This is a genomic window from Nostoc sp. FACHB-152 (assembly GCF_014697475.1).
In the GTDB taxonomy this organism is placed as follows: Bacteria; Cyanobacteriota; Cyanobacteriia; order Cyanobacteriales; family Nostocaceae; genus Nostoc_B.
Window position 1 is genome coordinate 1 of the sequence record NZ_JACJRV010000014.1, and the last position, 25,012, is coordinate 25,012.

The 25,012-nt window shown below is 41.3% G+C and carries 17 protein-coding genes; 5 read left to right on the plus strand and 12 right to left on the minus strand.

Annotated elements, in window-relative coordinates:
* Nucleotides 1-138: 138 nt before the first annotated feature.
* The 4 genes from cobM to H6G76_RS13680 form a co-directional block, all read right to left on the minus strand.
* The gene (gene cobM, locus H6G76_RS13665) at nt 139-933 is read right to left on the minus strand and encodes a precorrin-4 C(11)-methyltransferase (RefSeq protein ID WP_190701099.1); all 795 of its coding nucleotides are present in this window, start codon (nt 931-933) and stop codon (nt 139-141) included.
* A 210-nt stretch (nt 934-1,143) separates the two neighbouring features.
* Nucleotides 1,144-1,998: a prolipoprotein diacylglyceryl transferase gene (gene lgt / locus H6G76_RS13670; protein WP_190701103.1), complete on the minus strand. Its 855-nt coding sequence runs from the start codon at nt 1,996-1,998 to the stop codon at nt 1,144-1,146.
* Between the two features lie 351 nt (nt 1,999-2,349).
* Complete coding sequence (locus H6G76_RS13675) at nt 2,350-4,062, minus strand: diflavin flavoprotein (protein ID WP_190701348.1); 1,713 nt, start codon at nt 4,060-4,062, stop codon at nt 2,350-2,352.
* Between the two features lie 268 nt (nt 4,063-4,330).
* The gene (locus H6G76_RS13680) at nt 4,331-6,070 is read right to left on the minus strand and encodes a diflavin flavoprotein (RefSeq protein WP_190701105.1); all 1,740 of its coding nucleotides are present in this window, start codon (nt 6,068-6,070) and stop codon (nt 4,331-4,333) included.
* Between the two features lie 409 nt (nt 6,071-6,479).
* Here H6G76_RS13680 and H6G76_RS13685 point away from each other — a divergent pair, with 409 nt between their 5' ends.
* Nucleotides 6,480-7,088: a DUF1963 domain-containing protein gene (locus tag H6G76_RS13685; protein ID WP_190701108.1), complete on the plus strand. Its 609-nt coding sequence runs from the start codon at nt 6,480-6,482 to the stop codon at nt 7,086-7,088.
* A 284-nt stretch (nt 7,089-7,372) separates the two neighbouring features.
* Here the strand turns inward: H6G76_RS13685 and H6G76_RS13690 are convergent, their stop codons facing one another.
* The 5 genes from H6G76_RS13690 to H6G76_RS13710 form a co-directional block, all read right to left on the minus strand.
* Entirely contained in the window at nt 7,373-7,672 is a 300-nt protein-coding gene (locus tag H6G76_RS13690) for a PIN domain-containing protein (RefSeq protein WP_242056386.1), read from the minus strand.
* A complete protein-coding gene (locus H6G76_RS13695; RefSeq protein ID WP_190701111.1) occupies nt 7,673-7,894 on the minus strand; it encodes a hypothetical protein in 222 nt (73 codons plus the stop codon).
* A 53-nt stretch (nt 7,895-7,947) separates the two neighbouring features.
* On the minus strand, nt 7,948-8,553 hold the full coding sequence (locus H6G76_RS13700; protein WP_190701351.1) for an exopolysaccharide biosynthesis protein: 606 nt from the start codon (nt 8,551-8,553) through the stop codon (nt 7,948-7,950).
* Nucleotides 8,554-8,742: 189 nt separating this feature from the next.
* On the minus strand, nt 8,743-9,660 hold the full coding sequence (locus H6G76_RS13705) for a lipid kinase (RefSeq protein WP_190701114.1): 918 nt from the start codon (nt 9,658-9,660) through the stop codon (nt 8,743-8,745).
* Nucleotides 9,661-10,581: 921 nt separating this feature from the next.
* Nucleotides 10,582-11,442 (minus strand): nitrate ABC transporter ATP-binding protein, encoded by an 861-nt coding sequence (locus H6G76_RS13710; RefSeq protein WP_190701117.1) that lies wholly within the window; start codon nt 11,440-11,442, stop codon nt 10,582-10,584.
* Nucleotides 11,443-11,457: 15 nt separating this feature from the next.
* Between H6G76_RS13710 and H6G76_RS13715 the strand changes: the two genes are divergently transcribed.
* Nucleotides 11,458-11,940, plus strand: a complete 483-nt coding sequence (locus H6G76_RS13715; protein ID WP_190701120.1) for a hypothetical protein — start codon at nt 11,458-11,460, stop codon at nt 11,938-11,940.
* Here the strand turns inward: H6G76_RS13715 and H6G76_RS13720 are convergent.
* The 3 genes from H6G76_RS13720 to H6G76_RS13730 all read right to left on the minus strand — a co-directional run bounded on the left by H6G76_RS13720 (nt 11,917) and on the right by H6G76_RS13730 (nt 16,303).
* A complete protein-coding gene (locus tag H6G76_RS13720; RefSeq protein WP_190701125.1) occupies nt 11,917-13,920 on the minus strand; it encodes a nitrate ABC transporter ATP-binding protein in 2,004 nt (667 codons plus the stop codon). The genes H6G76_RS13715 and H6G76_RS13720 overlap by 24 nt on opposite strands.
* Nucleotides 13,921-14,037: 117 nt before the next feature.
* The gene (gene ntrB, locus H6G76_RS13725) at nt 14,038-14,877 is read right to left on the minus strand and encodes a nitrate ABC transporter permease (RefSeq protein WP_190701127.1); all 840 of its coding nucleotides are present in this window, start codon (nt 14,875-14,877) and stop codon (nt 14,038-14,040) included.
* Between the two features lie 46 nt (nt 14,878-14,923).
* Complete coding sequence (locus H6G76_RS13730) at nt 14,924-16,303, minus strand: CmpA/NrtA family ABC transporter substrate-binding protein (RefSeq protein ID WP_190701129.1); 1,380 nt, start codon at nt 16,301-16,303, stop codon at nt 14,924-14,926.
* A 697-nt stretch (nt 16,304-17,000) separates the two neighbouring features.
* Between H6G76_RS13730 and H6G76_RS13735 the strand changes: the two genes are divergently transcribed.
* The 3 genes from H6G76_RS13735 (at nt 17,001) to H6G76_RS13745 (ending at nt 24,975) form a co-directional block, all read left to right on the plus strand.
* Nucleotides 17,001-18,458, plus strand: coding sequence for a YdiU family protein (locus H6G76_RS13735; RefSeq protein WP_190701131.1), 1,458 nt, complete (start codon nt 17,001-17,003; stop codon nt 18,456-18,458).
* An 845-nt stretch (nt 18,459-19,303) separates the two neighbouring features.
* Complete coding sequence (locus tag H6G76_RS13740) at nt 19,304-23,995, plus strand: PAS domain S-box protein (RefSeq protein WP_190701149.1); 4,692 nt, start codon at nt 19,304-19,306, stop codon at nt 23,993-23,995.
* On the plus strand, nt 23,992-24,975 hold the full coding sequence (locus tag H6G76_RS13745; protein ID WP_190701153.1) for a PleD family two-component system response regulator: 984 nt from the start codon (nt 23,992-23,994) through the stop codon (nt 24,973-24,975). The genes H6G76_RS13740 and H6G76_RS13745 overlap by 4 nt, the downstream gene beginning before the upstream one ends.
* The last annotated feature ends 37 nt before the right edge of the window (nt 24,976-25,012 follow it).

Below are 25,012 nucleotides of genomic sequence, written 5' to 3' on the forward strand. Positions count from 1 at the left end.
TATTGACATTAAGTCCTAATAAGCGTCCTTTCTACCAACAAGGTCAAAGAGCTATGAGACTTATTCTGTCTGCATTCTAGCCCTTTTTGTAGCCCCTTAAGGTGTTCATAACACAGAGATGAGAATAAAAGAAAATGATTATTCTTCTATTGCCTTTGAATCAGAACGAAATAGATGATTATATTCAGGATTATATAAATGCGATCGCCCGGTTTTTGGCAAGAGTGCGGGAGTAATTACATACAGTGTGGTGCGAATGAGATTTTCTTGCTGCGTACATTCTGCCATTTGTTTGAGAGGAACCACCCAAATTTTTTCATCAGGCCAACCTAGACGAAAGCATATAGCCACGGGGGTTTCATCTGGGTAATGTTCGAGTAATTTGGCTTGGGCATTTTCGACGTGACGCGCACTCAAATATAAGCATAAACTAGCTTGATGGGCAGCGAGGCTGGCTAATTCTTCTGTACTGGGGACTTCTGTACGCCCACTAATGCGGGTGAGGATGATAGTTTGAACTAAGCCTGGGATTGTTAACTCTACCTTGAGTTTGGCTGCGGCGGCTTGAAAAGCACTAATTCCCGGTACGACTTCAAAGGGAATGTTAGCCTCAGACAACATCTGCATTTGTTCGTGGACAGCACTGTAGAGGCTGGGGTCGCCAGAATGGAGACGGACGATAGATTTATGCGATCGCACTCGTTCTACCATCAAAGCTACAATCTCTTCTAAAGTCTGATTTGCCGTCGGAATAATTTCTGCATCCGGTCGGCACAAATTTAATATTTGTTCTGGAACTAAAGAATCTGCAAATAAAATTACATCCGCATGAGATAAGAGTTTTTGCGCCTTAACAGTTAATAAATCTGGGTCTCCCGGCCCTGCACCCACAATATAAACTGCTGTTTTTATAAAATTTTGATTAGTTTCCATACAAAAAATCAGATATTTTTCTAAGTATTTACCCGTAAATAAAAAAATCTCAAAAAAAAATTTGGGGTTTTTCTCAGTAACTTTCCGGATTCACCCTCTAGCTATAGAAGAATGGAATGGTAGATGCACCCTGGTTAAGCCCTAGAGTCAAATCTGGGGCATTTTTTATTTTTGGTCATTGGTCATTAGTGCTTCTAGTAATTACTCTTCTCAATCACTGGACGAAACGACATCAGGTAAATGACGGTTACGCAAATATAGCCAAGCTAACCCAGTTAAACCTGCAATAATACCCGTTAAACTTACAACTTGGGCTATTCTCAGCGGCCCCAGCATCAAGCTATCAGTGCGTAAACCTTCAATCCAAAAGCGTCCCGTGCTGTAGGCTGTTAAGTAAAGCATTATTAAAGTACCTACTTTCAGCCGTATTTTGCCAGATACACCCCGGAAAAATAAATTTAATAGCAGGGCGAATACCATTAAATTCCACAGAGATTCATAGAGGAAGGTGGGGTGAAAGTATTCAAAATTAACAAATTCTGGAGGACGACGTTCTAGAGGAATATATAGCTTCCAAGGTAAATTGGTCGGACTACCAAACGCTTCCGAGTTAAAGAAATTACCCCACCGCCCGATCGCTTGTCCTAAAATCAACGAAGGTGCAACTAAATCTGCTAGCTGCCAAAAAGAAACCCGCTTGAGTTTGGCAAAAATCAAGGCAGCTATTGTGCCACCGATAATTGCACCGTGAATCGCAATTCCACCCTCCCAAATAGCGATAATTTTATCTGGACGCTTGGCATATTCCGCCCATTCAAACAAAACATAATATAGTCGTGCGGCAGGAATTGCCCCAACCACTAGCCAAATTGACAAATCACTCAGCAACTCTGGATTAACATTACGGCGTTTTGCCAGGTACTGAGAAAGGCTAACACCAATTAACACCGCCGTAGCAATCAATAAGCCATACCAGCGAATAGTTAATGGCCCAATTTTCACCAAAATCGGGCCTGGAGAAGTAAATTGAAATGCCAAAGGCAAAGAAGAGATATCCAGTACCATGCAAAAGTACCTAGTTAACTACAGTATTTAGCTTGAGCAGCTAACAACCCCATGAATTATAGGGAAGTTTTGTATATAAACCATTAGAGCAGGTTTTGTTTGTAGAGAAAAATCGTCATAAAATCTTGACGCTATGATTTTATAGTGTTTGATACCTTTTTGATTTCTAAAAAAAACTCAGTATACCTTTGTTCCTTCTTTCCTGTTCCCTATTGCCTATTGCCTCTCTACACAAGTATTATTTACCATTGCATTGGTAACTATACAAAAAAGAGCCAGTGCTGCCTATAGAATTTCAGCACTGGCTTTAGTTGTAAATATCCGCAGGGCGGTAGGGAAAAAAAGAATTACTTAGTAATGAGTACCTGTTTTACGATGATTAATTGCTGTCACTGCATCCGGCTTAATTAATTTGCCGTTGTCAACAGTGGCATAAACTACCCAGTGGTCGCCACATTCCATGCGTTGCTCAACAGAACATTCAACATAAGCAAGCGCATCGGTAAGAACTGGGCTGCCATTTTCAGCAGCAATAGTGCCGAAATTAGCAAATCTATCTTCTCCCGGTGCAAAATTCTTGCGGAAATGCTTCATGTATTCTTGTTGATTGCCTTCCGCCAGGATATTTAAGGCAAACTTACCACCAGGATACATGAGAGATTCTATTGCCCGTTCTTTGGCGATCGCTACAGTTAAACCAGGTGGGTTAAAGGTGGCTTGCGATACCCAAGCACCTAACATCCCGGTAGAAACTTCACCTTGCTTGGCGGTGATGACACAAACTGAACCGACAATCCGACCTACGGCTTGTTCGACAGGGGTTGCAGATTGTTGGGGAACGCGGATTTTTCTGGCTTTTTTCAAGTTTTGAGCAAAGTCTGTACCGAGTTCTTCGCAGAACTTGAGGGTAACATCGTCGGGTTTGAACTTAACTTTTAAAGTTTCAAAACCAAAGCGATAGCCTGCATCCCTTAATTTACATTCAATCATCTCAACGGCTTCGCCACTCCAGCCGTAGGAACCGAAAACTCCAGCGACTTTGTTGTTATCGCCAACTTTCAAGACAATACCCAAAGCAGTGTGGATGGGTGTCGGTGCATGACCGCCGATAGTCGGTGAACCGATAAGAAAACCATCTGACTTTTCTACCGCCGCCTGGATTTCATCGGGACTGGCAAATTCGCAGTTGATAGATTGAACTGCAACGCCGCCCTTGGTTAATCCGAGAGCGATCGCCCGTGCTAATGTGGCAGTATTGCCGTAAGCTGAGGCGTATAGTAGGGCGACAGAAATTTCTCGATCTCTTTGCGAATGGCTCCAGTCTGCATAAGCTTTGGTCAGTTCAATTAAACTACTGCGAACCAAAGGCCCGTGACCAACAGCATACATTCTCACTTGGAAATCGGAGATTTTTTCTAAAGCGGCTTCGACGTGTTGCGCCTGGGGAGCCATCAAACAGTTGTAGTAGTAGCGTTGGTCTTCTTTGATTTGTTCCCAGTTGTCATCAAAAACTTCATCACCGCATATATGTGCGCCGAAAAGTTTATCTGTGAACAAAATTTGAGTCTGCTGGTCGTAGGTGCAAAGACTTTCCGGCCAGCGAGGGTTGGGAGTGGGGAAGGACTTTAATACATGACCCTTGCCTAAATCTAGGGTTTCTTTCCCCCGCATCACCAAAATATTTAAAGCATTATCTGGGAAAGCCGCCTTTAAATTAGCCGAACCAGGGAGCGAACAAACAAAGGTAATTTGGGGAGCCAGTTCCAATAATGCTTTTAAAGTTCCCACCCGATTGGGGCTAAAGTGACCCAGGATGACATAATCTAATTTTTTTAAGTTGATGGTCTGCTGTAAGGCTTCCAAAAAAATTGTCGTGAAGGTATCAGCAGGTGGGTCAATAATCGCAGTTTTATCACCTTCAATTACATAGCAATTAGAGGTTGTGCCTCTTTCTAATACGTATTCAATTTCAAACCGCAAACGTGACCGACTACGCGCTCTGAGAACTTTGGTGTTTGTAGCAATGGGAAAAATCTGTACGTCACGGGGCTTGGAATCGCTCATAGGTGTTGGGTGTTGAGATAAAAAGGGAAAAAACCGAGTCTTAACAGATTGAATAAAACGAGTCAAAGAATTGGAAGATTGCATGGATTTGTTAAATCTTGGCAGGATGGGGATGCAGGGGACATGGGGAGCAGGGTAGCAGGGGAAATAGGATACAGGATTGACAGAACTCACTTCTGCCTTCTGCCTTCTGCCTCCTGCCCTTCGGGTTCAGCAGTTGCTCATGGGGGCAACCCCCAAGACCGCACTGCTTCACCTCCTGCCTTATTTAGTAGTAGTTACCTACTTTGCGATGGCGAACTGCGGTTAAGCCATCGGATTTGGAAACACGACCGTCTTGGACTGTGCAATATAAAATCCAGTGGTCGCTGCACTCCATACTGCTTTGCACTTCACATTCCATGTATGCCAGAGCATCTGTCAAAATGGGTGAACCGTTTTTTGCGGTTTGGGTTTTCACACCTGCAAATCTATCAGCACCGGGATGTAGACGCTTGAGGAAGTGCTTTTTGAGTTCTTGATAGTTGCCTTCTTCTAAGACGTTTAGCACAAAGCGATCGCCTACTTGCATCAAAGCATCAATGGCGCGGTCTTTAGCAACAGCAATTGTAAATCCTAAAGGTTGCAAGCTGGCTTGGCTAACCCAAGAGGCTAACATCGCACTGCTGATATCGCCTTTTTTAGTGGTGACAATATACAATCCGTTGCTAATCCGCCCCAGGGCTTTTTCCATGTTCACATCAAGGGCTTTAATTTGCTTGATGTTACGTTCACGGGTGACTGCTTGCCCTAAATCTGTGCCAGCTTCAGTACACAATTGATATGTAGATGCAGTGGGAGCTTGTTTAATCCGAATTGCTGGGAAGGCTTCTTTTACACCTGAGTCGAGAAATTTCCGGCGGAGGGTATCGACTGGTTCATCATCCCCACCAAAGCATTCAAACAATCCAAAGAATTGTTTGTCTTTGGCAACGGAAATTAAAGAACTAATACCAGCTTGAGCCGCAACAGAGGTAGATGGAGGCATACCAATGATAATGCCAGCTGCTCTACCTGCTAATTCTTGAATTTCTTGGGCTTCGGCTGTGCTGATGTCGAGCATTTCTACTCCAACGCCAGTTTTTTGAATCCCTTCTGAGATGGCTTGACCGAGGCGATCGCTATAACCATAGTCAGAAGCGTAAAATAAGCCAACGGTGGTTAGGGCTGTGGCTTGTCTTTGGCTCCAGCTTTGGTAGCACTCAGTCAGAATATCTAGATGATGATAAAGTAAAGGCCCGTGACCGTTTGCAATGATTTTAATCTTGCCCAGTTCGCCCATACGCTTCATCGCATTCAATAGCGATCGCGCGTTTGGCCCCATAAGACAGTCATAATAAAATCTAAAGTCAGCTTCGATCGCTTCTAAATCTTCATCAAAAGTGCGATCGTCACAAAAGTGCATCCCAAAAGCATCACAAGTATAGATGGTTTGGGTTTTGCGATCAAAACTAAAGATGGTGTCAGGCCAGTGCAAGTTAGGCGCACTCACGAATTCAATTTCGTGACCTTTGCCAATATCAATGCGATCGCCACTTTTCACAATCCGCTTAGAAAAAGGCTCGTGTACCAAACCTTCCAAAAATTGCAGCGCGATTTTAGAAGCTAAAACAGTCGCTCTCGGAGCTAGTTGCAATACATCTTCTACTAAACCACTATGGTCTGGCTCTGTGTGGCTGACAATAATGTAATCAATAGTCTTGGGGTTTACTAGACTTTTGAGAGTATCTAAATACAACTGACGAAACTTCTGGTGGGAAGTGTCAATTAAAACTGTTTGTTCGCCCCGAATTAGGTAGGAATTGTAAGTCGTACCGTTTTGCAGTCCGAATTCGATATCGAAGCGATCGCGATCCCAATCAAGACAGCGAATCGCCGTCGTGTTTGGGGCAATTTCTACAGTTTGGACAGTGAGCCGATGCTGAACATTTTCTGCTTGGGCGTAGCCGGTCGTAGACATCGCTACCATTATTCGTCTCCGAGCGCAAATCTTTTGTTATCTTTCTCTGCCCCCATTGTGCCGACAAATGAATTTTAAAGTTGTAATGAAGACTATTTTTCAAAAAATTGAAGTTGTATCAATTATTGCTGTTTTCCAGCATTTTTTTTAACTCAATAAATTCCTTATAAATCAGCCAATATCAAGGTATCAAGTCTTAAATATTGATATTTCTTGGCATAATTTAAAATTCCAAACATATCATATATAACTTATTTCTTTTAATAATAGTTCCGTAACAAAAAGCATAAATTCTAACATTTGTGTATTTAAAAATACAAGTAAAAAATACTTATAATTTCGTATTTACTTTTCAGAACTCCTTTTAGCCTAAGTTGTTAACATCTAATTTGAAGCTAACTGTTAAACATATAAAATTATGGCTTTGTTAATGCGGGAATCTAATCAAGCTCCTCTTCATCAGCTGACAAAAATAGGTGGGAAACCCCTTGCTCCTGCGAATACTCAATGGGTGAGTTGCCGTGTATGTGGTGCGTGGATGCAGTTTCTTGGTCAAATTGGCTTAGAAGAAACGGCAATCAAAGAAGTCTGCGATCGCCAACAGCTACTCCTTATATTTATGTGTAGTAATAACCCTGGACTTTGTGATGAGTGGGATGCTAATTCGGGAGGCAACGTAGCAATACTAGTTTCTAAAACTAACTTGGCAAACCTTGAAGCACCTTGTGACCAAGAAGAATTTCTGTTAGAAGAAACTTTGTTAACTCTAGATGAGTGTAATGATTTAGCTGACACTTATTGTGATATTTTAAACCAATCTCAAAATCAAATATGCGGCAAAATTGGTGGTGAGCCTTTGTGGATTCAGGCGGATGAAACTCCTATCTGTAGTTGTGGAGCTAGGATGACGTTTGTATTTCAGTTAGAATACAGTGCCGAAGTTCAGTTTGGCGATTCTGGTTCTGGATATGGCTTTGTTTGTTCAGTATGCCAACAAGGGGCGAAGTTTCTTTGGCAATGTTGCTAAATAACTAACAAGCTCACTGCAATTTGTAATTCTTCCGGATATTGCCAGCATTCATAAGCTTATAGAAATAGTAGTAGATGCACCCTTATAATTAACAGCCCCCAGCTAATGACTGAGGGCTTTTATTTTTTAATTTCAGTGTACTGGCTTCACTTAAGAGGATTAATGATGGTAAGTTTTTGTTCAATAACCATGTTATCTTGCATATCTTCTGAATAAAAAATATTGGCATTTACAGATAAAGCACTAGCAACAATCAAGCCATCCCAAAATGAAAAGCTGTATCAACTCCGCAAATCAGAAGCATTCATAAGTATATCTCGATCTAACTCAACTACTGCAACTCGGCTGTAGAATGATTGAATAACTTGCTGAATTTGCAACTCAGTAAACGCGGCTTTTCTATGTAAAACAGAGCAAACTTCATTAATGACTTGAGTGCTGACAACACCATTAACGCTATTAATTAAATTAATAGCTAAAGACCTTTTCCTAAGCTCTTCTGTCGCACTAGAGTTTGGGTCAACTATTAGATAATAGAGCCAAATATTGGAGTCAATAAAGCAGAGATGATTGCTCATCATTTATTGCTCATGCATTTCTTCACGAGTAATTGAGCGAATTCCTGGTACTGAGACAGGTTTTTGTGCTAGTTCATTCATAATGTCGAATTGTACATCTTGTTTCTGAGACTGCTTAAATACAACAATCTTAACAGTGCTAACCTCTACTAATTCTTGTTGATATTCTTCAGGAATAACAATGACACCATTTTCAACTTTGGCTTGAAATTCAACAGTAGACATAATACTCCTATACAAATAGCTTAATTGTTTTACATTTTATCTAGATGAATTAATTATCTCAATACAGAAGGTAGCAAACTAGGTGCTAACCAGATTGCATAACCAATAAATGCAAATAGTGATGTAATTAAACCAGTCAGAATATAGCTAAAAACAATTAGTAAACCGTCAGATTCAATAGTAGCGACTGCAAAAAGTATAATCCCAATGGTGGGAATGGGATTTGTAAAGGGGATTGGTAACATTAATAATATTGTTAACCAAGAAATACATAGCCCATTTATCCGCCAAGTTAAAGGATTTCTCGCTATTCGTTTTAACCGAGGGCGAGTAATTTTTTCTAATATTTTGGTGAGACGTTGCAGATTTTTTAACAGAAGTTGGGCAAAAGGGCGAGGGAATTTATATTTGGCAATTTGTTTAGGCAGCCAAGGCGATCGCCTGCCGAAAATCATCTGTACCGATATCAGCAAACAAGCAGCACCAAAAGGCCCTGCCAACCCTGGAGGCATAGGAAACAAAAAAGGCAAAACTAATATTACAATTACCACGCTGAATCCGCGTTCAGCCGTCTCTGCTAAAATATCGCCTAAACTCAGGTGTTGGTCAGATAAGCGTTGCAGTAAGAATTTAATTTCTTGAGAAAATCTCAGATGCATTTGGCGTGAGTTGGTGTGATTTGCCACAAGACCCAGCTTTATTTAAGTATAACAATTTAGATATTAATAAAATGCACCCAGAAGAAGAGGCAGGGGGGAAAGGGAGCAGGGGAGCAGGGGGGAATTGCCTGTAACCTCTCCTCTGCTCCTCCGCACCTCTGCCCCTCTGCCAACAAGCTGCTCCCTCATTCATATCGGTGGCACTAAAACAGTGACAGCCTGAGGTATAACTCGAAAGCTAGCTGGCGTGTAAGTTGTAATTTCGCCATCAGTATTGATTGGGCGGGGTTTACGAGTATAAATTTCAAATTCCTGTCCCTGCAAAGCACGAACATCGCGCCAAAGAATGTGTCTACCTCGCCGCATTGCTGGCAATAAAGGTATGATTTGCCACCAATGTTGAATTTCTAAACTATAAAGATCAAGTCTTTGGTCGTCGATGGTGGCATCATGCACCACCGCCATACCACCACCATAATATCTACCATTACCTATAGCTATTTGAACTGTTTTTACCCGAAAGGATTTATCCTTCATCCGAATTTCTGCGCTAAACGGGCGAGACTCCCAAATTACTTGTAATGCGATCGCAGCATAAGCAAATACTCCCCATCGGCGTTTCACTTCTTTAGTCAGGCGTTGAGTAATTTTTACACTTAATCCCATACTGGCAACGTTGAAAAAATGCTTACCGTTGACCCAACCTAAATCAATACGCCGCATTTCTCCATAGGCAATAATTTTACAAGCTTCCTCTAATGAATTAGAAATGCCTAAAGTTCTGGCTAAGTCGTTGGCAGTTCCTAAAGGTAAAATTCCTAAAGGTAATTTGGTTTTAACTAATCCATCTACGGCTGCGTTAAGAGTCCCATCACCACCGCCAACAATGACTAAAGCCACTTCATGCTGGTAACGCATAATTATTTCTGAAAGTTGTTTGGGGTGTTCTGTAGATTCTTCAATTAAATGAAAACCCAATTGTTCAAGATAATGAATCGCCTCTATCAATCGCTGTTGTCCTTGGCGGGCATGATGATTGACTAATAGTAAGGCTTTGGTATTGACAGGTACTGTTCTTGGTAACTTTGACCAATTGTTTGTATCCATATATTTCCATATAATTTAATTGATGTTAACTAAAATCTGATATTTTATATATAAAAATGTCTGACTCTATTATAGAAGCAATCTTCAATCAGGTTTTTAATAGTTATCCGGTATATACTTGCAGGTAAAATGCAGAAAAATGCTAGTAATAGTTACAAATATTTAATTTTAATTTGTTTTTATTGATACTATTTGATGTCAATCTACCCTGTGACAGATTAAAATTTGTCTATTAGAGAACAGTTTATACCAATTCATAATTCGCGGCGCACACTCGCAGGCTCGCTAAACTAATCAGCATTTAAGCTGCACTATTGAAATTGTGAATAAATGACTTAAACCCTTTCCTCTGCCCCTCTGCTCACGGCAGTCGCTACACGCAACGCGCTACCTCCCCTGCAAAAGAGCGGTCTAAACTGCTCTCTTAGGTGCTTAACAGCTTACCGCCATTAAAAAAACTTAAATACAGCAAAGTTTTGGGAGTCTACATCTGTATCAGATTTTTCTTGGAATGGTATTACAGGTGACTCAGTTAAAATTATTTTGCTGTTTGTAAATAAATCTACTGTTTATTCCTGATAACAATTTTAGATTTTAGATTTTGGATTAAACGCTTTGATTCCAAGTTGGGCATTTCATACTGTTTCACTTTAAGTTTGATACAAATAGACAGCAGAAGAGAAATTATTTGTATCATTTATTTGGTGAAATGGTATAGCAATCCTATTTGATTTACAAATTACTCGTGGGGGCAGGCAATAGGCAATAGGTTTTGGATTTTATTTAGGCTTGCTATGTCAGTTTTTTAATTTTTTAGGAAATAAAATTTTTTGATAAAAAAGAAAGCAAAGGATTAAGAGTAAATTAATCTACCATTAATCTTTTGCTTTATTGCTAACCTGTATCGTCGCAAACAATCTATTAACCGACATCATCGTGGGCAAAACGGTTGAATAGGAAGTCTAAGGCATAGTTACGCAGTTTGTAATATTGTGGATCTTCCATAATGCGGGCGCGATCGCGGGGACGAGAAAAGGGAATTTCCATGACTTCGCCAATTTTGGCATGAGGGCCATTCGTCATCATCACCAACTTATCTGCTAAAAATAACGCCTCATCAATGTCGTGGGTAATCATCAACACTGTGCAGCGATTCTCGTTCCAAATTTTTAGCAGTTCTTCCTGCAATTCTTCTTTAGTAATCGCATCTAACGCCCCAAAAGGTTCATCTAAAATTAGCACTTTCGGGCGAATTGCCAACGCACGGGCAATAGAAACACGCTGTCTCATACCACCGGACATTTGCATGGGCTTTTTCTCCATCGCGTCAGCCAGTCCCACCATTGCCAAATGGTCGCGGACAATTGCCCGTTTCTCTGCTTCCATTTTGTTGGGGTAAACTGCATTCACAGCTAAGTAGATATTTTCAAATGCAGTCCGCCAAGGTAAAAGCGCATAGTTTTGAAACACAACCATCCGGTCTGGGCCTGGCTTGGTGATAGGTTCACCTTCGAGTAACACTTGCCCAGAGGTGGGAAAGTTGAAACCAGAAACCATATTAAGCAGTGTTGATTTACCACAGCCAGAGTGACCAATTACACAAAGAAATTCACCTTGATTGACATTTAGGTTAACGCCATCAAGCACAGTGAAGGGGCCTTTCTTGGTGGGATAAACTTTGCTAACGTCTCTGATTTCTAGGAAATGTCTGCTGTTGTCGCTCAGAGTTGGTAATGGTTTTCTGGAAGTGCTGGTGACGGTGGACAAATTGCGGTTTTGCATGGCGGTGGATGAAGTATGAAGGGTGAAGTAGATTGGGTGGAACTTAGGTTTTGGTATTACCCCCCTTATAAAGGGGAGGGAACTCTTTATAAGGGGGGATTTAAGGGGGATAATTTAACAGATGTGTACACCAATGAGTTTTTTATCTTCATTAATGGAGTTTGGAAATCGAAGAATCAGCCTTTTATCTCCATCGATGAAGTTCGGAACTTAGTGAATGAATCTTTTATCTTCAGCGATGAAGTTCTGAGCTTCGTGAATGAATCTTTTATCTTCAGCGATGAAGTTCTGAGCTTCGTGAATGAACCTTTTATCTTCAGCGATGAAGTTCTGAGCTTCGTGAATGAACCTTTTATCTTCAGCGATGAAGCTTTGAGCTTCGTGGATGAACCTTTTATCTTCAGCGATGAAGCTTTGAGCTTCGTGGATGAACCTTTGATCTTCATTAATGAAGTTCCAATACTCAAGCATCAGTTATGCAACTCTTCTAATGGGTGAGTCGAGGATAACTTCAGCAATAGAAAAGTCGCGTTTAATTTCTAAGCTGTTGAGGTAGGCGATGGGATCATCGGCGTTAAAAGGAGTACCATCAAATAACTGAATCGGTTGGCGAGTATAGCTGATATCTAAACCTAATTCTCTAGCGGCGGTACTGAAAACGCGTACCCGACAAACACGTTCTACAACTTCTACCCAATTTCTGGGGAAGGGAGTATCACCCCAACGCGCCAGCTGACTCATAATCCAAAGTTGTTCTGTGCGGCTGGGACGGTTAATAGCAGACTCAGAATAAAATTGGTGATGGGCGTAGTCCCGCAAAGGATGGTCGATATCACAAACCAAGCTATCCGGGTCTTCTAGTTGGATGTATTCTAAATCCGTGCTGACGTAATCTCTCCCCGCCACAATTCTTCTGACTTCTTCGACGTTTTGGGGATTTGCACAGTATTGGCAAGCTTCCAATAATGCTTTGGTTAAGGCGATGTGGGTGTTAGGATACTTTTCTGCCCAATCTTCCCGCACACCAAGAACTTTACCGGGGTGTCCTAACCAAACTTCTAAGTCAGTGGCGATGGTAAAGCCGACATTTTCCACGGCGGCGCGATAGTTCCACGGTTCGCCCACGCAGTAACCGTCAATACTCTTATTTTGCAAGTCAGCGACCATCTGGGCGGGTGGAATAATGTGCATATCCACATCTAAATCTGGGTCAATACCACCAGCCGCCAACCAATAACGTAGCAGCATATTATGCATGGAGGCGGGATGGACTACGCCCATTGTGTGGCGTTGGTCGCGGGTGCGGAGGAGATAATTTTTGAAGTCAGATAAGGTGCGGACACCTTCATCATAAAAGCGTTTGGCTAGGGTGATGGCGTTACCGTTGCGGGTCATGGTGAGGGCGGTAACTACAGGCAAGGGTTGGTTTTTATAACCGCCTAAAGTTAACCACATTGGCATCCCGGAAGGCATTTGGGCTGCATCTAAATAACCGCCAGTGATGCCGTCAACGATACCCCGCCAGCTACTTTCCCGCACTAAGTTAACTTCATCTAAGCCATGCTTGGTAAAGAAACCTTTTTCTTTAGCGACAGCCAGAGGGGCGCAGGCTGTGAGAGGTAAGAAGCCAATTTCTAAGTTAACTTTTTCTAAACCGTGACGGGCAACATCCGCTGTTTTTCTCGCCCGAATTTTCTTAATCCGTTTTTGCTGGTTGAGGAAGTAAATCATTTCACTTCGCAAGCTGTAGTAGCTGGGGTGTTCAACTACTTCCATGCGTTTGCGGGGTCTGGGGATATCAACTTCTAAGATGTCGCCAATTTTAGATTCGGGGCCGTTGGTCAACATGACAATTCTGTCAGACAACAGCACTGCTTCATCTACGTCATGAGTCACCATGACGGCTGTGACTTTATTTTCTTCGCAGATTTGCATTAACTGTTCTTGCAAGTTACCCCGTGTCAAGGCATCTAACGCACCGAAGGGTTCATCTAACAGTAACAGTTTAGGACGGATTGCTAAGGCACGAGCGATCGCTACCCGTTGTTTTTGTCCACCCGATAACATTCCCGGTTGTTTGTCAGCGTGGGGACGTAAACCCACCATATCTATATGTTTTTCAACAATCGCTTTGCGTTCTGCCGCAGGTAAACCATTCATTACTGAGTCTACTGCCAAGGCAATATTCTCTCTCACAGTCCGCCAAGGCAATAATGAATAGTTTTGGAATACCACCATCCGGTCTGGCCCTGGTCTGGTGATTTTCTGTCCTTGCAAAGTCACAATACCTTCAGTCGGCAAATCCAAACCCGCAATCATATTTAATAATGTGGATTTACCGCAACCAGAGTGACCAATTAAAGAAACAAACTCACCTTTTTTAATTTGCAGGTCAATACCTTTTAACGCAATATATTGACCGCCACCAGTTAAATTAAAGACCTTATCAATTTGATCAACAGCAACAAATACAGACATAAGCGTTAGGTAAGGAATTAGGGATTAGGGAGTGGAGAAAAATGGTGGAGATGAGGGTGTAAGGGGAGATATAAATTCTTTTTTCCTCCTGCCTCCTGCCCTCTGCCTCCTGCCTTCTTACTTTTGTTCTGCTGGTAAAATCAGGTTTTGCAACCAAGCCATGAATTTATCGAGCAATAAACCAACGACACCGATATAAACTAGAGCCAAAATTACTTCACTCACGTCGTTATTTTGGTAAGCATCCCAGATGAAGAAGCCGATGCCGACAATACCAGACATTACGATTTCTGCCGCAATAATCGCTAACCAAGCCAAACCAATCGCAATTCTTAATCCGGTGAAAATGTAAGGTAAAGCAGATGGAATCAAAATGTTGAGAAAGTATTCTTTGCGGCTGAGTTGCAAAACTTTGGCAACGTTGTTGTAATCTTGAGGAATTTGAGTTACACCAACCGCAGTATTAATTAAGATAGGCCAAATTGAGGTAATGAAAATTACGAATAATGCTGCTGGTTCGTTTTGACGTAGTGCAGCCAAGGAAATCGGAACCCAAGCCAAAGGAGGCACAGTCCGCAATAGTTGAAACAGTGGGTCTAAAGCTTTAGACATGGTTTGATTCACGCCAATCAAAATGCCCAAACCAATACCCACAATCGCCGCTAAAGTGTAACTAATAGCCACCCGTTGCAAACTAGCTAAAATCTGCCAAAAGAGACCTTTATCAATGCCGCCTTTATCGTAGAAAGGATACAAAATCAAAATCCACGTATCGCTGATGACTTGAATTGGCCCTGGTAATGTTGCGCCGGGAGTCAAAGCAAATAATTGCCAAAGTCCGAGAAATATTAAAAGTGCGATCGCAGGGGGTACAATGTTCGGAAATTGTTTTTGTAACTGGGATATAAAACTGTTATCAAACTTAGGGCTGGCTGCTCTTTTTTGGGCTATGGTCATGATATTTTCCTCAATTGACTAATGACTAATGACTAATGACTCTTAACTAAACACTCACTTTCTTAATCTTGAGACTCTTGAGATACGCTTCGGGATTTTCGGGGTCAAACTTCACGCCATCAAAAAATTCTTCTACACCACGAGATGTCTTTGTAGGAATATCAGCCGAGGCAATACCCGCTTCTTTTGCTGCTTCTTTCCAAATATCTTCGCGGTTAACTTTATTAATGAGTTCTTTCGCTTTAGCTGCATTATTGGCAATGTAATCTTTTGGCAAGAAGCCCCAACGAACGTTTTCAGTTATGAACCACAAATCATGACTCTTATAGGGATAAGATACGTTACCTTTTCCATCTTTCCAGTAATAAGCAGCCATTGATTTATCGTCAATTTTTCGGCCATCACCCATGTCATATTTACCTTGATATGGGCCTGCCAAAATTTCGGGTGTAGGTAAGTTGAAATAATTGCGTCCAGCGAGAATTTGTGCAGCTTCTTTGCGGTTATCAAAGTTATCTAACCATTGCTGCGCTTCCATAATGCCTTTTAACAGTGCTTTGGTGGCTTTGGGATTTTTATCAACCCAGTCAGCGCGCATTGCAAAGTATTCTTCTGGGTGATTTTTCCAAATCTCTGCGGTTAAAGCAGCCATGAAGCCGATTTTATCTTGAACAATGCGATATGGCCAGGGGTCACCGGTGCTGAAGGCATCCATTGTCCCGGTTTTCATGTTGGCGACAGTTTGCGCCGCAGGTACAGTCAGGAGTTTGACATCTGCATCTGGGTCTAAACCACCAGCTGCTAACCAGTAACGAATCCACAAATCTTGGTTAACGTGGGGGAAGGTGAATGCAGCTGTGAATGGTGTAGAGGATTTTAGTTCTTTGAATAGAGACTTAGCTTGAGCAACTTCTAGACTAATTTTACCGGCGTGTTTGCTGGCGATCGCAATCCCGTTCCCATGTGTAATTAACTGCGCCAACACATACATCGGGATTTTTTGATTACCTTTAGTAATTAAACCCTCGGTAATTAAATGTGGCATTGGCATTTGCCATTGTCCACCATCAATCCCACCACCAGCCGAACCAATCTCTACGTTATCTCGCGCTGAACCCCAAGAAGCTTGTTTAGAAAGCTCCACTTTAGTCATGCCATACTTAGCAAAAAAGCCTTTTTCTTGAGCAATAATTAAAGGTGCTGCTTCTACAATAGGAACATACCCTAACTTCACAGTTGTAGTTTCAGGTGCTTGTTCTGGGTTGACATTAGCAACTGATTGAGCAGTTGGTGCAGATTGCGAACTTCCACCAGTCAAATTCTCTGGAGGGTTTCCTAAACAGCCTTTGAGAAATACAGCACTTGCAGATGCACCTGCTGTTACGATAAATTTGCGGCGAGAAATTTGATTAAAAAAATCTGACATACTATATCTCCTCAAAGCTGAATTTAAATTTTTTTAAGCATGAAAATTAACGCAAGTCGAATATGATTTCGCTTGTGGCTCTCACATGATAATTTCGCTCTATATTCAAACAAGCTAATTCCAGCCAATTATTTTTAATAAAAGGCTAAAATAACCAACTGGAAAGAGAATTATTGCGGCTTGAGAACTTTGTTTGGGGATCACTTAATTCGTTGAAACTTAGTTTACAGGTTTTAACGTCAAATTGGTTAACTCTCAAACCATAATTCTTAAATAAATATTAGATTGATCATATAAGTAAAAATTTATTGTTAGCAGCAAAGTCAACGAATAATGGCAATGTATCGGAGGTTATTGATGATAACAATCAACTTTCCATAATGATTAAGCTGTGTAAAGGTAATTTATTAAATAAACCATCAATAATTACTTATACGTACTATTGTCTAAAACATATATTTTGTCTACAAAATAAAATACAATCGAAATAATTGATAATTACTGATGGTAATTATTGCTTTCAGCATATAGATAATGAGGCAATAGGCAATAGGCAACAGCAAGAATTCAAACGTCTTCCCCCTGCCCCTAAGCCCCTCTGCTCCCCCGCTCTCCTGCCCCCTTGCCCCCTTGCCTCCTTCCTGCGCTCTGCTTCAGCGTTACGATGAAGGGAATAATCCTTTGAGCTTTGCGCGTAATGACTCTGGCTGAAACTCCCAACCAAGACAACTCTTTTAATCCTTTGCTCACCCTTAACTACGAACCAGCCTTAGAATCTTTGGGTGATGATTACTATGATGAAGTAGCCGCAGAGGAATTCCCGCAACATATTTTGCGTTGGCGTAATGATGCCCTGTTACCTTATTTAGGGCTAGAGCCTCCAGCCGTTAAAGATGAGCATTTTATTACCGCCTTTGGCAAATTCCAAGGACGCAAACCTTTATTAGCACTGCGTTACCACGGTTATCAATTTGGTACCTATAACCCGCAGTTAGGTGATGGCAGAGGCTTTCTGTACGGTCAAGTTCGCAGTACTGATGGCGAATTATACGATTTTGGTACTAAAGGTTCTGGTAGAACACCCTACTCACGGGGTGGCGACGGGATGCTGACACTCAAAGGCGGAGTGCGGGAAGTTTTAGCAGCTGAAGCACTACACCAGATGGGAGTCCGTACTTCACGCTGTTTAAGCATGATAGAAACTGGCTTATCTCTATGGCGTGGTGATGAACCTTCTCCCACTCGTTCATCAGTAATGGTGAGAATGAGCAGTTCTCATATTCGCTTCGGAAATTTTGAGCGTTTCCACTATTTAAAGCGTTCTGATTTAACCCAAAAGCTGTTAGACCATGTAATTGAGTATTATTATCATCACTTAGTTACCGAAAAAGATAAATACGCCTTATTTTATGCAGAGTTGGTCAAGCGCGTTGCAGAATTAGTGGCACAGTGGATGGCAGCAGGTTTTTGTCATGGAGTTTTAAATACAGATAATATGTCGATTACTGGGGAAAGCTTTGACTATGGCCCCTATGCTTTTATTCCTACTTATGACCCTTATTTTACCGCCGCATATTTCGACTATTACAAACGCTATTGTTATGGTCATCAACCCAGTATTTGCCAATGGAATTTAGAAATGCTTCAGGAACCATTAAAGGCAATTATTGAGTCAAAGGACATGGAAGCAGGATTAGCCAGCTTTGATGACTATTATGGTGCAGAATATCGCCATTTAATGTTGAAAAAATTAGGTTTTGAACAGTTATTGCATCCAGAAGCGGATGAACTTTTAGAGCTAACTATTACATTCTTGAAAGAGAGCCAAGTTGGTTATCATTTATTTTTCTCGGAAATGGCTCGGACTTTTTCTTCTAAATGGCGTGATGAGCCAGCTTGCGTACTAAACAATTCAGATATTGTGCCAAATGCTGGTAATGCCGCAATTTTTGATAATTGGTGCATACTGTACCATAAAATCTTAAATCATTTCGATTTAGATGAGATGGCAAATATAGCCCAAACTTTATCTCAGCATAATCCTAAAACTGTACTAATCAGACCAGTAATTGAATCGGTTTGGGAACAAATTACTGAGCAAGATAATTGGCAACCTTTTAACCATCTAGTTCAAACACTTCAATCTCGAAGTTAGCATTTAAGATGTATAGCAAGCACTCCTATTTGATTGACAAACTAATCTTAGGGGCAGGCAATAGGTAATAGATTTGTTTGGCACTCATTTAGGATTGCTATGTACAGCTTGCTAGGAGGCAAACATCCTCTATAGCAGTCCTATTTGATTTGTGAAAATTCCAAGGCTCAGATCCCTGACTTCTTGAAGAAGTCGGGGATCTTGTTATTTACGAATGATTTAGGAATGCTATAGCAATCCTATTTTATTTACAAACTACTTATGGGCAGGCAATAGGGAAGAGGCAATAGGCAATAGAGTTGTTTGCAGCTGATTTAGGATTGCTATATAGATTAAGTATAATTAATATATTAATACTGTTATAAGAATCAAGGAAAATAATTATATTTCTTAGCTAGTTGTTAATATGGTATATGCTTGATTTGATATAGATAAAATATATTTAAAAAAAAGATTTAATAAATATTAAATAATATAAATTAATTTATATTATTTAATATTTAAGATTAAAAGACTAAAATTTTTTATAAAATATATAGTTAGTTAATGAACAATATCCTAAAAGTTTAATAAAGTTTGCCAAAAAATAAAAATAATTTTATTTAGATGAAATACTAGGATTATAAAACAATAAGGTTAAGTTAACGTTTTAACTGCTTTATATCCTTCCAACTCCCCTTAAAAAGCAGGGGGGCTAATAACCCTCTTTTACCCCCTTAAAAAGGGAGTTGCCGCAGGCAGGGGGATTTTAACTGAACCGTATTGGGTTATAAAATTAATTATTATCTTAAATAATTAACAAAAAATCATTATAAAAAATGCTGAAAGTGCTAGAGGATGAATAAGTGGTTAGGCAGCACAGATATCATCAGGTGACAGCAAAGAAACTCTTCAGCAAGCGAGATTTGCTGCCATTGTTAGTGGGAATTGTGATTTTATTTGCGTTAATTCTACTTTGGCAGAGACTAATAATAGAAGAGCAAAAAAGCATTAAACAAACTGTTCAACAGCAAGCGATCGCAATTCAAACCCAATTAACTGCTCAACTGCATACTCGCATTTTGGCATTAGAGCGCATAGGAAAGCACTGGCAACGGCATAGTGGGCTGGAACAAAGAGAATGGCAACTACAAGCAACAGATTATGTGGCAGATTTTGGCGGATATCAAACTCTGGAATGGGTAGATGCATCATTGCAAACTAGATGGATATTCCCTGAAGTTGGCAACAAAATGGCGAGAAATCTCAATCTCAGCCAAGAACCTCAGCTAAAAGCCGCTCTAGAAACTGCGCGCAATCTTCGGCAAACCAGCGTTAGCCGCACAATTGAGTTAGCCCAAGGAGGGCAAGGATTTTTAGTCTATGTGCCGCTTTGGGTAGGTGAGCGGTTTGATGGATTTATCTTAGGAATCTTTGAAATTCAATCTTTGTTTGATTCGATAGTGAATTTGCCCCAAGGTTACAACATTAGATTCTTGGAGGGAAAAGAGTTAATTTACGGACAAGATGCGGTGCTACCCCAGTTAATACCTTGGCAACGAAAGGTAGATATTGACTTATACGGAATCAACTGGCGCATCGAGGTTTATCCTACTGCCGAATTATTAACAAAAATGCGATCGCCCTTACCAACAATTGTCTTGATTTTTGGGCTAATTGTCGTTGGGACATTCACATTATCCATTCATGTATGGCTAGGCACAGAACTTAGAAATCAGCATATAGCAGCAATTAATCTCGAACTTGCCGAACGGTTTAAAGAGCAAAAAAACACCGAAATTGCTCTCCGGGCCAGTGAAACGCGGCTACGAGAATTACTAGAAACAGTCAAAGTTATTCCTTGGGAAGTAGATGCCAAGACTTTGCGCTTTACTTATGTCGGGCCACAAGCAGAAACCTTATTAGGCTATCCTCTTGAAGAATGGTACCAGGAAAATTTTTGGGTCAATCATTTACATCCCCACGACCGCGAACAAGCAATACAGATTTGCCAAGAAGCAACTGCTAGAGGAGAAAATCACGAATTTGAATACCGGATATTAGCTGCTAACGGCCGCATTGTCTGGTTGCGAGACATTGTAAATGTTGTACAGGAAGCTGGCACACCTATAGTATTAAGGGGATTTTTGTTTGACATTACTAATTTAAAGCTAGTAGAAGAAACCTTGAGATTGCGGGAACGGGCTTTAGCTGCCGCCAGTAATGGAATTATGATTGTTGATGCCCAACTACCCAATCAGCCAATTATTTATGTCAACCCAGCTTTTGAGCTAATCACAGGCTATAGTACCACCGAAGTAATTGGCTATAACTATGGTTTTTTGCTGGGGACAGACAACTTACAACCAGAAATTAGACAACTGCAAGCATCCCTAAAAGATGGTAATAGTTGCCAAATAGTGTTGCGTAACTACCGCAAAGACGGCAGCTTGTTTTGGAATGAATTAAGCATTTCCCCAATTCATGATGATACAGGCAAGCTCACCCATTTTATTGGTATTCATAACGATATTAGCGAACGGCAAGCCGCACTACGCGATCGCAAACAAGCAGAATTAGCCCTACATCGACAAGCCCTCATTTTTGAAAATATGTATGATGCGGTGATGATTGCAGACTTAACCGGCAAAATTATTGACTGGAATGATGCGGCCGAGTGGATGTTTGGCTATACAAAAGCCGAAATTATCGGGAAAACGCCAAGTATTTTATATAAACCAGAAATTACACAGACACCCATACCCCAAATTTGTCAAGAAATTCAGCAGTATGGACGCTACTCAGGGGAATTTCACTTTCGGCGGAAAGATGGTAGTGAAGGAATTTGTGAAACTACAGTCATTCTCTTACAAAATGAACAAGGAGAGGCGATCGCTAGTGTAAGTTTCAATCACGACATTACAGAAAGGGTCGCAGCACAAAAAGCATTACAACAACAATTACAACAAACGCTACTGTTAAAGCAAATTACTCAGCAAATTCGTCAAAGTCTTGATAGCAAACAAATATTTGCAACCGCAGCTATTCAAATCGGGCAAGCATTTCAAGTTGATCGCTGTTTAATTTACGCTTACGTTAGCGAGCCTATACCCCAAATCCCGCTCGTAGCAGAGTATAATACTTCTCCCACTTACCGTTGTCAGCAAACCTTGGAAATCTCCTTAACTGACAATCCTCACACAGAGCAGATCATTACAGAAGATAAAGCCATATCTTCTCCAGATGTGTATGCTGAACCTTTACTCCAAAACTTACAAAGCCTTTGCCAAGACATTGGTTTAAAATCCATGTTAGCAGTCCGCACCTCTTATCAAGGCCAACCCAATGGAGTGATTGGTTTACACCAGTGCAGTTACTTTCGCCAATGGACAGCAGCAGAAATTGAATTATTAGAAGCAGTCGCCGCCCAACTTGGCATAGCCCTCACCCATGCTCATTTACTAGAACAAGAAACTCGACAACGAGAAGAACTCACCTTAAAAAACTTTGCCCTAGAGCAGGCAACACGCCAAGCAGAAGCAGCTAACCGCGCTAAAAGTGAATTCTTGGCCATGATGAGCCATGAAATTCGCACCCCGATGAATGCCGTGATTGGCATGACAGAATTACTGCTAGATACTGACTTGACCCCACAACAGCAAGAGTTAGTAGAAACAGTCCATACTAGCGGCGATGCCTTGCTGACCATTATCAATGATATTCTCGACTTCTCCAAAATTGAATCCGGCAGGCTGGAACTAGAAGAAAAACCGTTTGATTTAAAGGCTTGTGTCGAGCAAGTCATCGACCTTTTAGCACCCAAAGCCGCCCAAAAACATATTGAACTGATTTATCTGATTCATCCCCAAGTTCCCAAGCAGATTATTGGTGATCTCACCCGCCTGCGCCAAATCTTGATGAACTTGCTCAACAATGCGATTAAATTCACGCACCAAGGCGAAGTTGTCCTGTCTGTCTATGCCCATCAACTAGAAACTCAAAATAGTGCAACCAGCTACAAAATTCTGTTTAGTATTCAAGATACAGGTATTGGCATCACCCCAGAAAAAATGACGCGGCTATTCCAGCCATTCAGCCAAGCAGATGCTTCCATGACTCGACTTTATGGCGGTACTGGACTAGGGCTAGTGATTAGCAAACGCTTAAGTGAAATGATGAATGGGAGCTTGTGGGTAGAAAGCCGTGGCTGTATTGGCGGTCATCCTTGTCCGGAATGGCAAAATCGCAAACGAGTTGCATCAGTTTGCTCAGAGATAGGTTCCACATTCTACTTCACTATTAAAACTAATATTGCCCATACCCTAATGTCAGAAGTTGGCACCTCATTAACCCAGTTGGCTGGGAAGCGGCTGTTAATAGTAGATGATAATCCCACCAACAGTAAAATTCTCAGCTTGCAAGTGCAGCCTTGGCAAATGCAAACATATATTGCTCAATCAGGTGAAACAGCTTTAGCCATGATTGAGCAAGGAATGGAATTTGATATTGCTATTCTCGATATGCAAATGCCGACAATGGACGGGCTGACACTAGCTAGAGAAATCCGCAAGCAGCCAAATTGTCAACATTTACCCTTGGTGCTTTTGACTTCCTTAACTCAAGCAGAAAGCAGCGACTTTGGTGATGTTGAAATAGCCGCTTGTTTGACTAAACCAATCAAACAATCTCAACTACATTACGTCCTGACCCATGCTTGGGCGCATCAGCAACCTCCAGCCAGGACTTCTCGTTCTCATCCTGGGCAATTTGATTTCCATATGGCAGAAAAACTTCCTCTGCGAATTCTCTTGGCAGAAGATACGATAGTTAATCAAAAAGTTGCACTACTGATGTTGCAAAAAATCGGATACCAAGCAGATGTAGTTGCTAACGGGCGAGAAGTACTACAAGCATTGCAACGTCAACCTTATGATGTCGTGTTGATGGATATTCATATGCCAGAATTGCATGGGCTAGAAACTAGCCGCATCATCTGTCAGGAATGGGAAACTAGTAGTCGCCCTTATATTATCGCTATTACTGCCAATGCCATGCGCGGCGATCGCGAAGCCTGTCTAGCAGCTGGTATGGATGATTACATTAGCAAACCAGTGCAAATGGCAGAGTTAGTCCATGCACTGAGCAAATGTCAACCTCACCTACAAGCACAATCAACACCGATATCCGAACAAACAAATTTAGTATCTACAATTGATAGCAAGGTTGTGCAATCTTTGCGCCAGATGGTAGCAGAAGATCAGTTAGCATTAGCAGAACTGCTGCACTGTTATCGCAGAGAAGCTGCGAAACTAATCCAAGAAATTAAAGAATCTGTGGCAACTCAAGATGCCCAAAGTTTATGGAAGACAGCTCATAAACTCAAATCCAGCAGTGCCTCTATAGGAGCAACAAACCTAGCACAACTTTGCCAGCAGTTAGAAGTTCAAGGAAAAAGTAATACTCTTTTTGGGTGTGCAGATATCTGTTCACAGCTTCAGCAAGAGTACGAGCAAGTCGCAACTGCATTGTTGCAAATGGAACTAGAGGAGAAAGCATGAAAAGCACTTTTCAAGAAGACCAATCTCTAGTTTTGATTGTGGATGATGAACCGTTTATCCGCACTCAGCTGCGGCTTGCTCTAGAGCGAGAAGGATATCAAATAGCAGAAGCTACAGATGGAACAGAAGCGTTAACCATATTTCAGGAATTACACCCCAATATCGTTCTCATGGATGCCATCATGCCAGGGATGGATGGATTTGAGTGTTGTCAACAATTACAATCTCTGGAGCAAGGCAAGTATACCCCAGTATTGATGATTACTGGACTAGAAGATCAAGAGTCTGTTGACCATGCCTTTGATGTGGGGGCAATCGATTATGTCACCAAACCAATACACTGGCCAATTTTGCGCCAGCGCGTCAAACGCCTGATTCAGCAATCTCAGCTACAGCACAAACTAGAACTTGCTAATGAAGAATTGCAAAGATTAATTACTATTGATGCTTTAACGCAAGTCGCTAGTCGCGGACGGTTTGAAGAGTATTTGACTCAAGAGTGGCAACGAATGGCACGAGAGCAATTACCTTTGTCTTTAATTCTTTGTGATGTTGATTACTTTAAATCTTATAACGATACTTATGGCCATCGAGCAGGCGATCGCTGTCTCAAAAAAGTAGCGCAAGCCATTAAAAATACTGCTAAACGTCCAGCCGATTTAGTGGCTCGTTATGGTGGTGAAGAATTTGCTGTGATTTTACCAAAGACAGAAATTCCGGGGGCATTGCTGTTAGCAGATCAAATTTGCTCGGCAGTCAGGAGATTAGCCATTCCCCATAGTAATTCTCAAGTCAGTGGTTATGTCACTATTAGTGCTGGGGTAGCCACAGATATTCCTCAGCCTGGATCGGACTTTCAAGAAATCATTGCTGCGGCAGATAGAGCATTATATCAAGCAAAAATCGCAGGACGCGATCGCTTTCAGCAGGCTCCCAAGCCATCACCTTCTAATTTTTCTATTCCCCGTTGGGGTGCATGATGTCTTTGTACTTATAGCAGAAGGCAGGAGGCAGAAG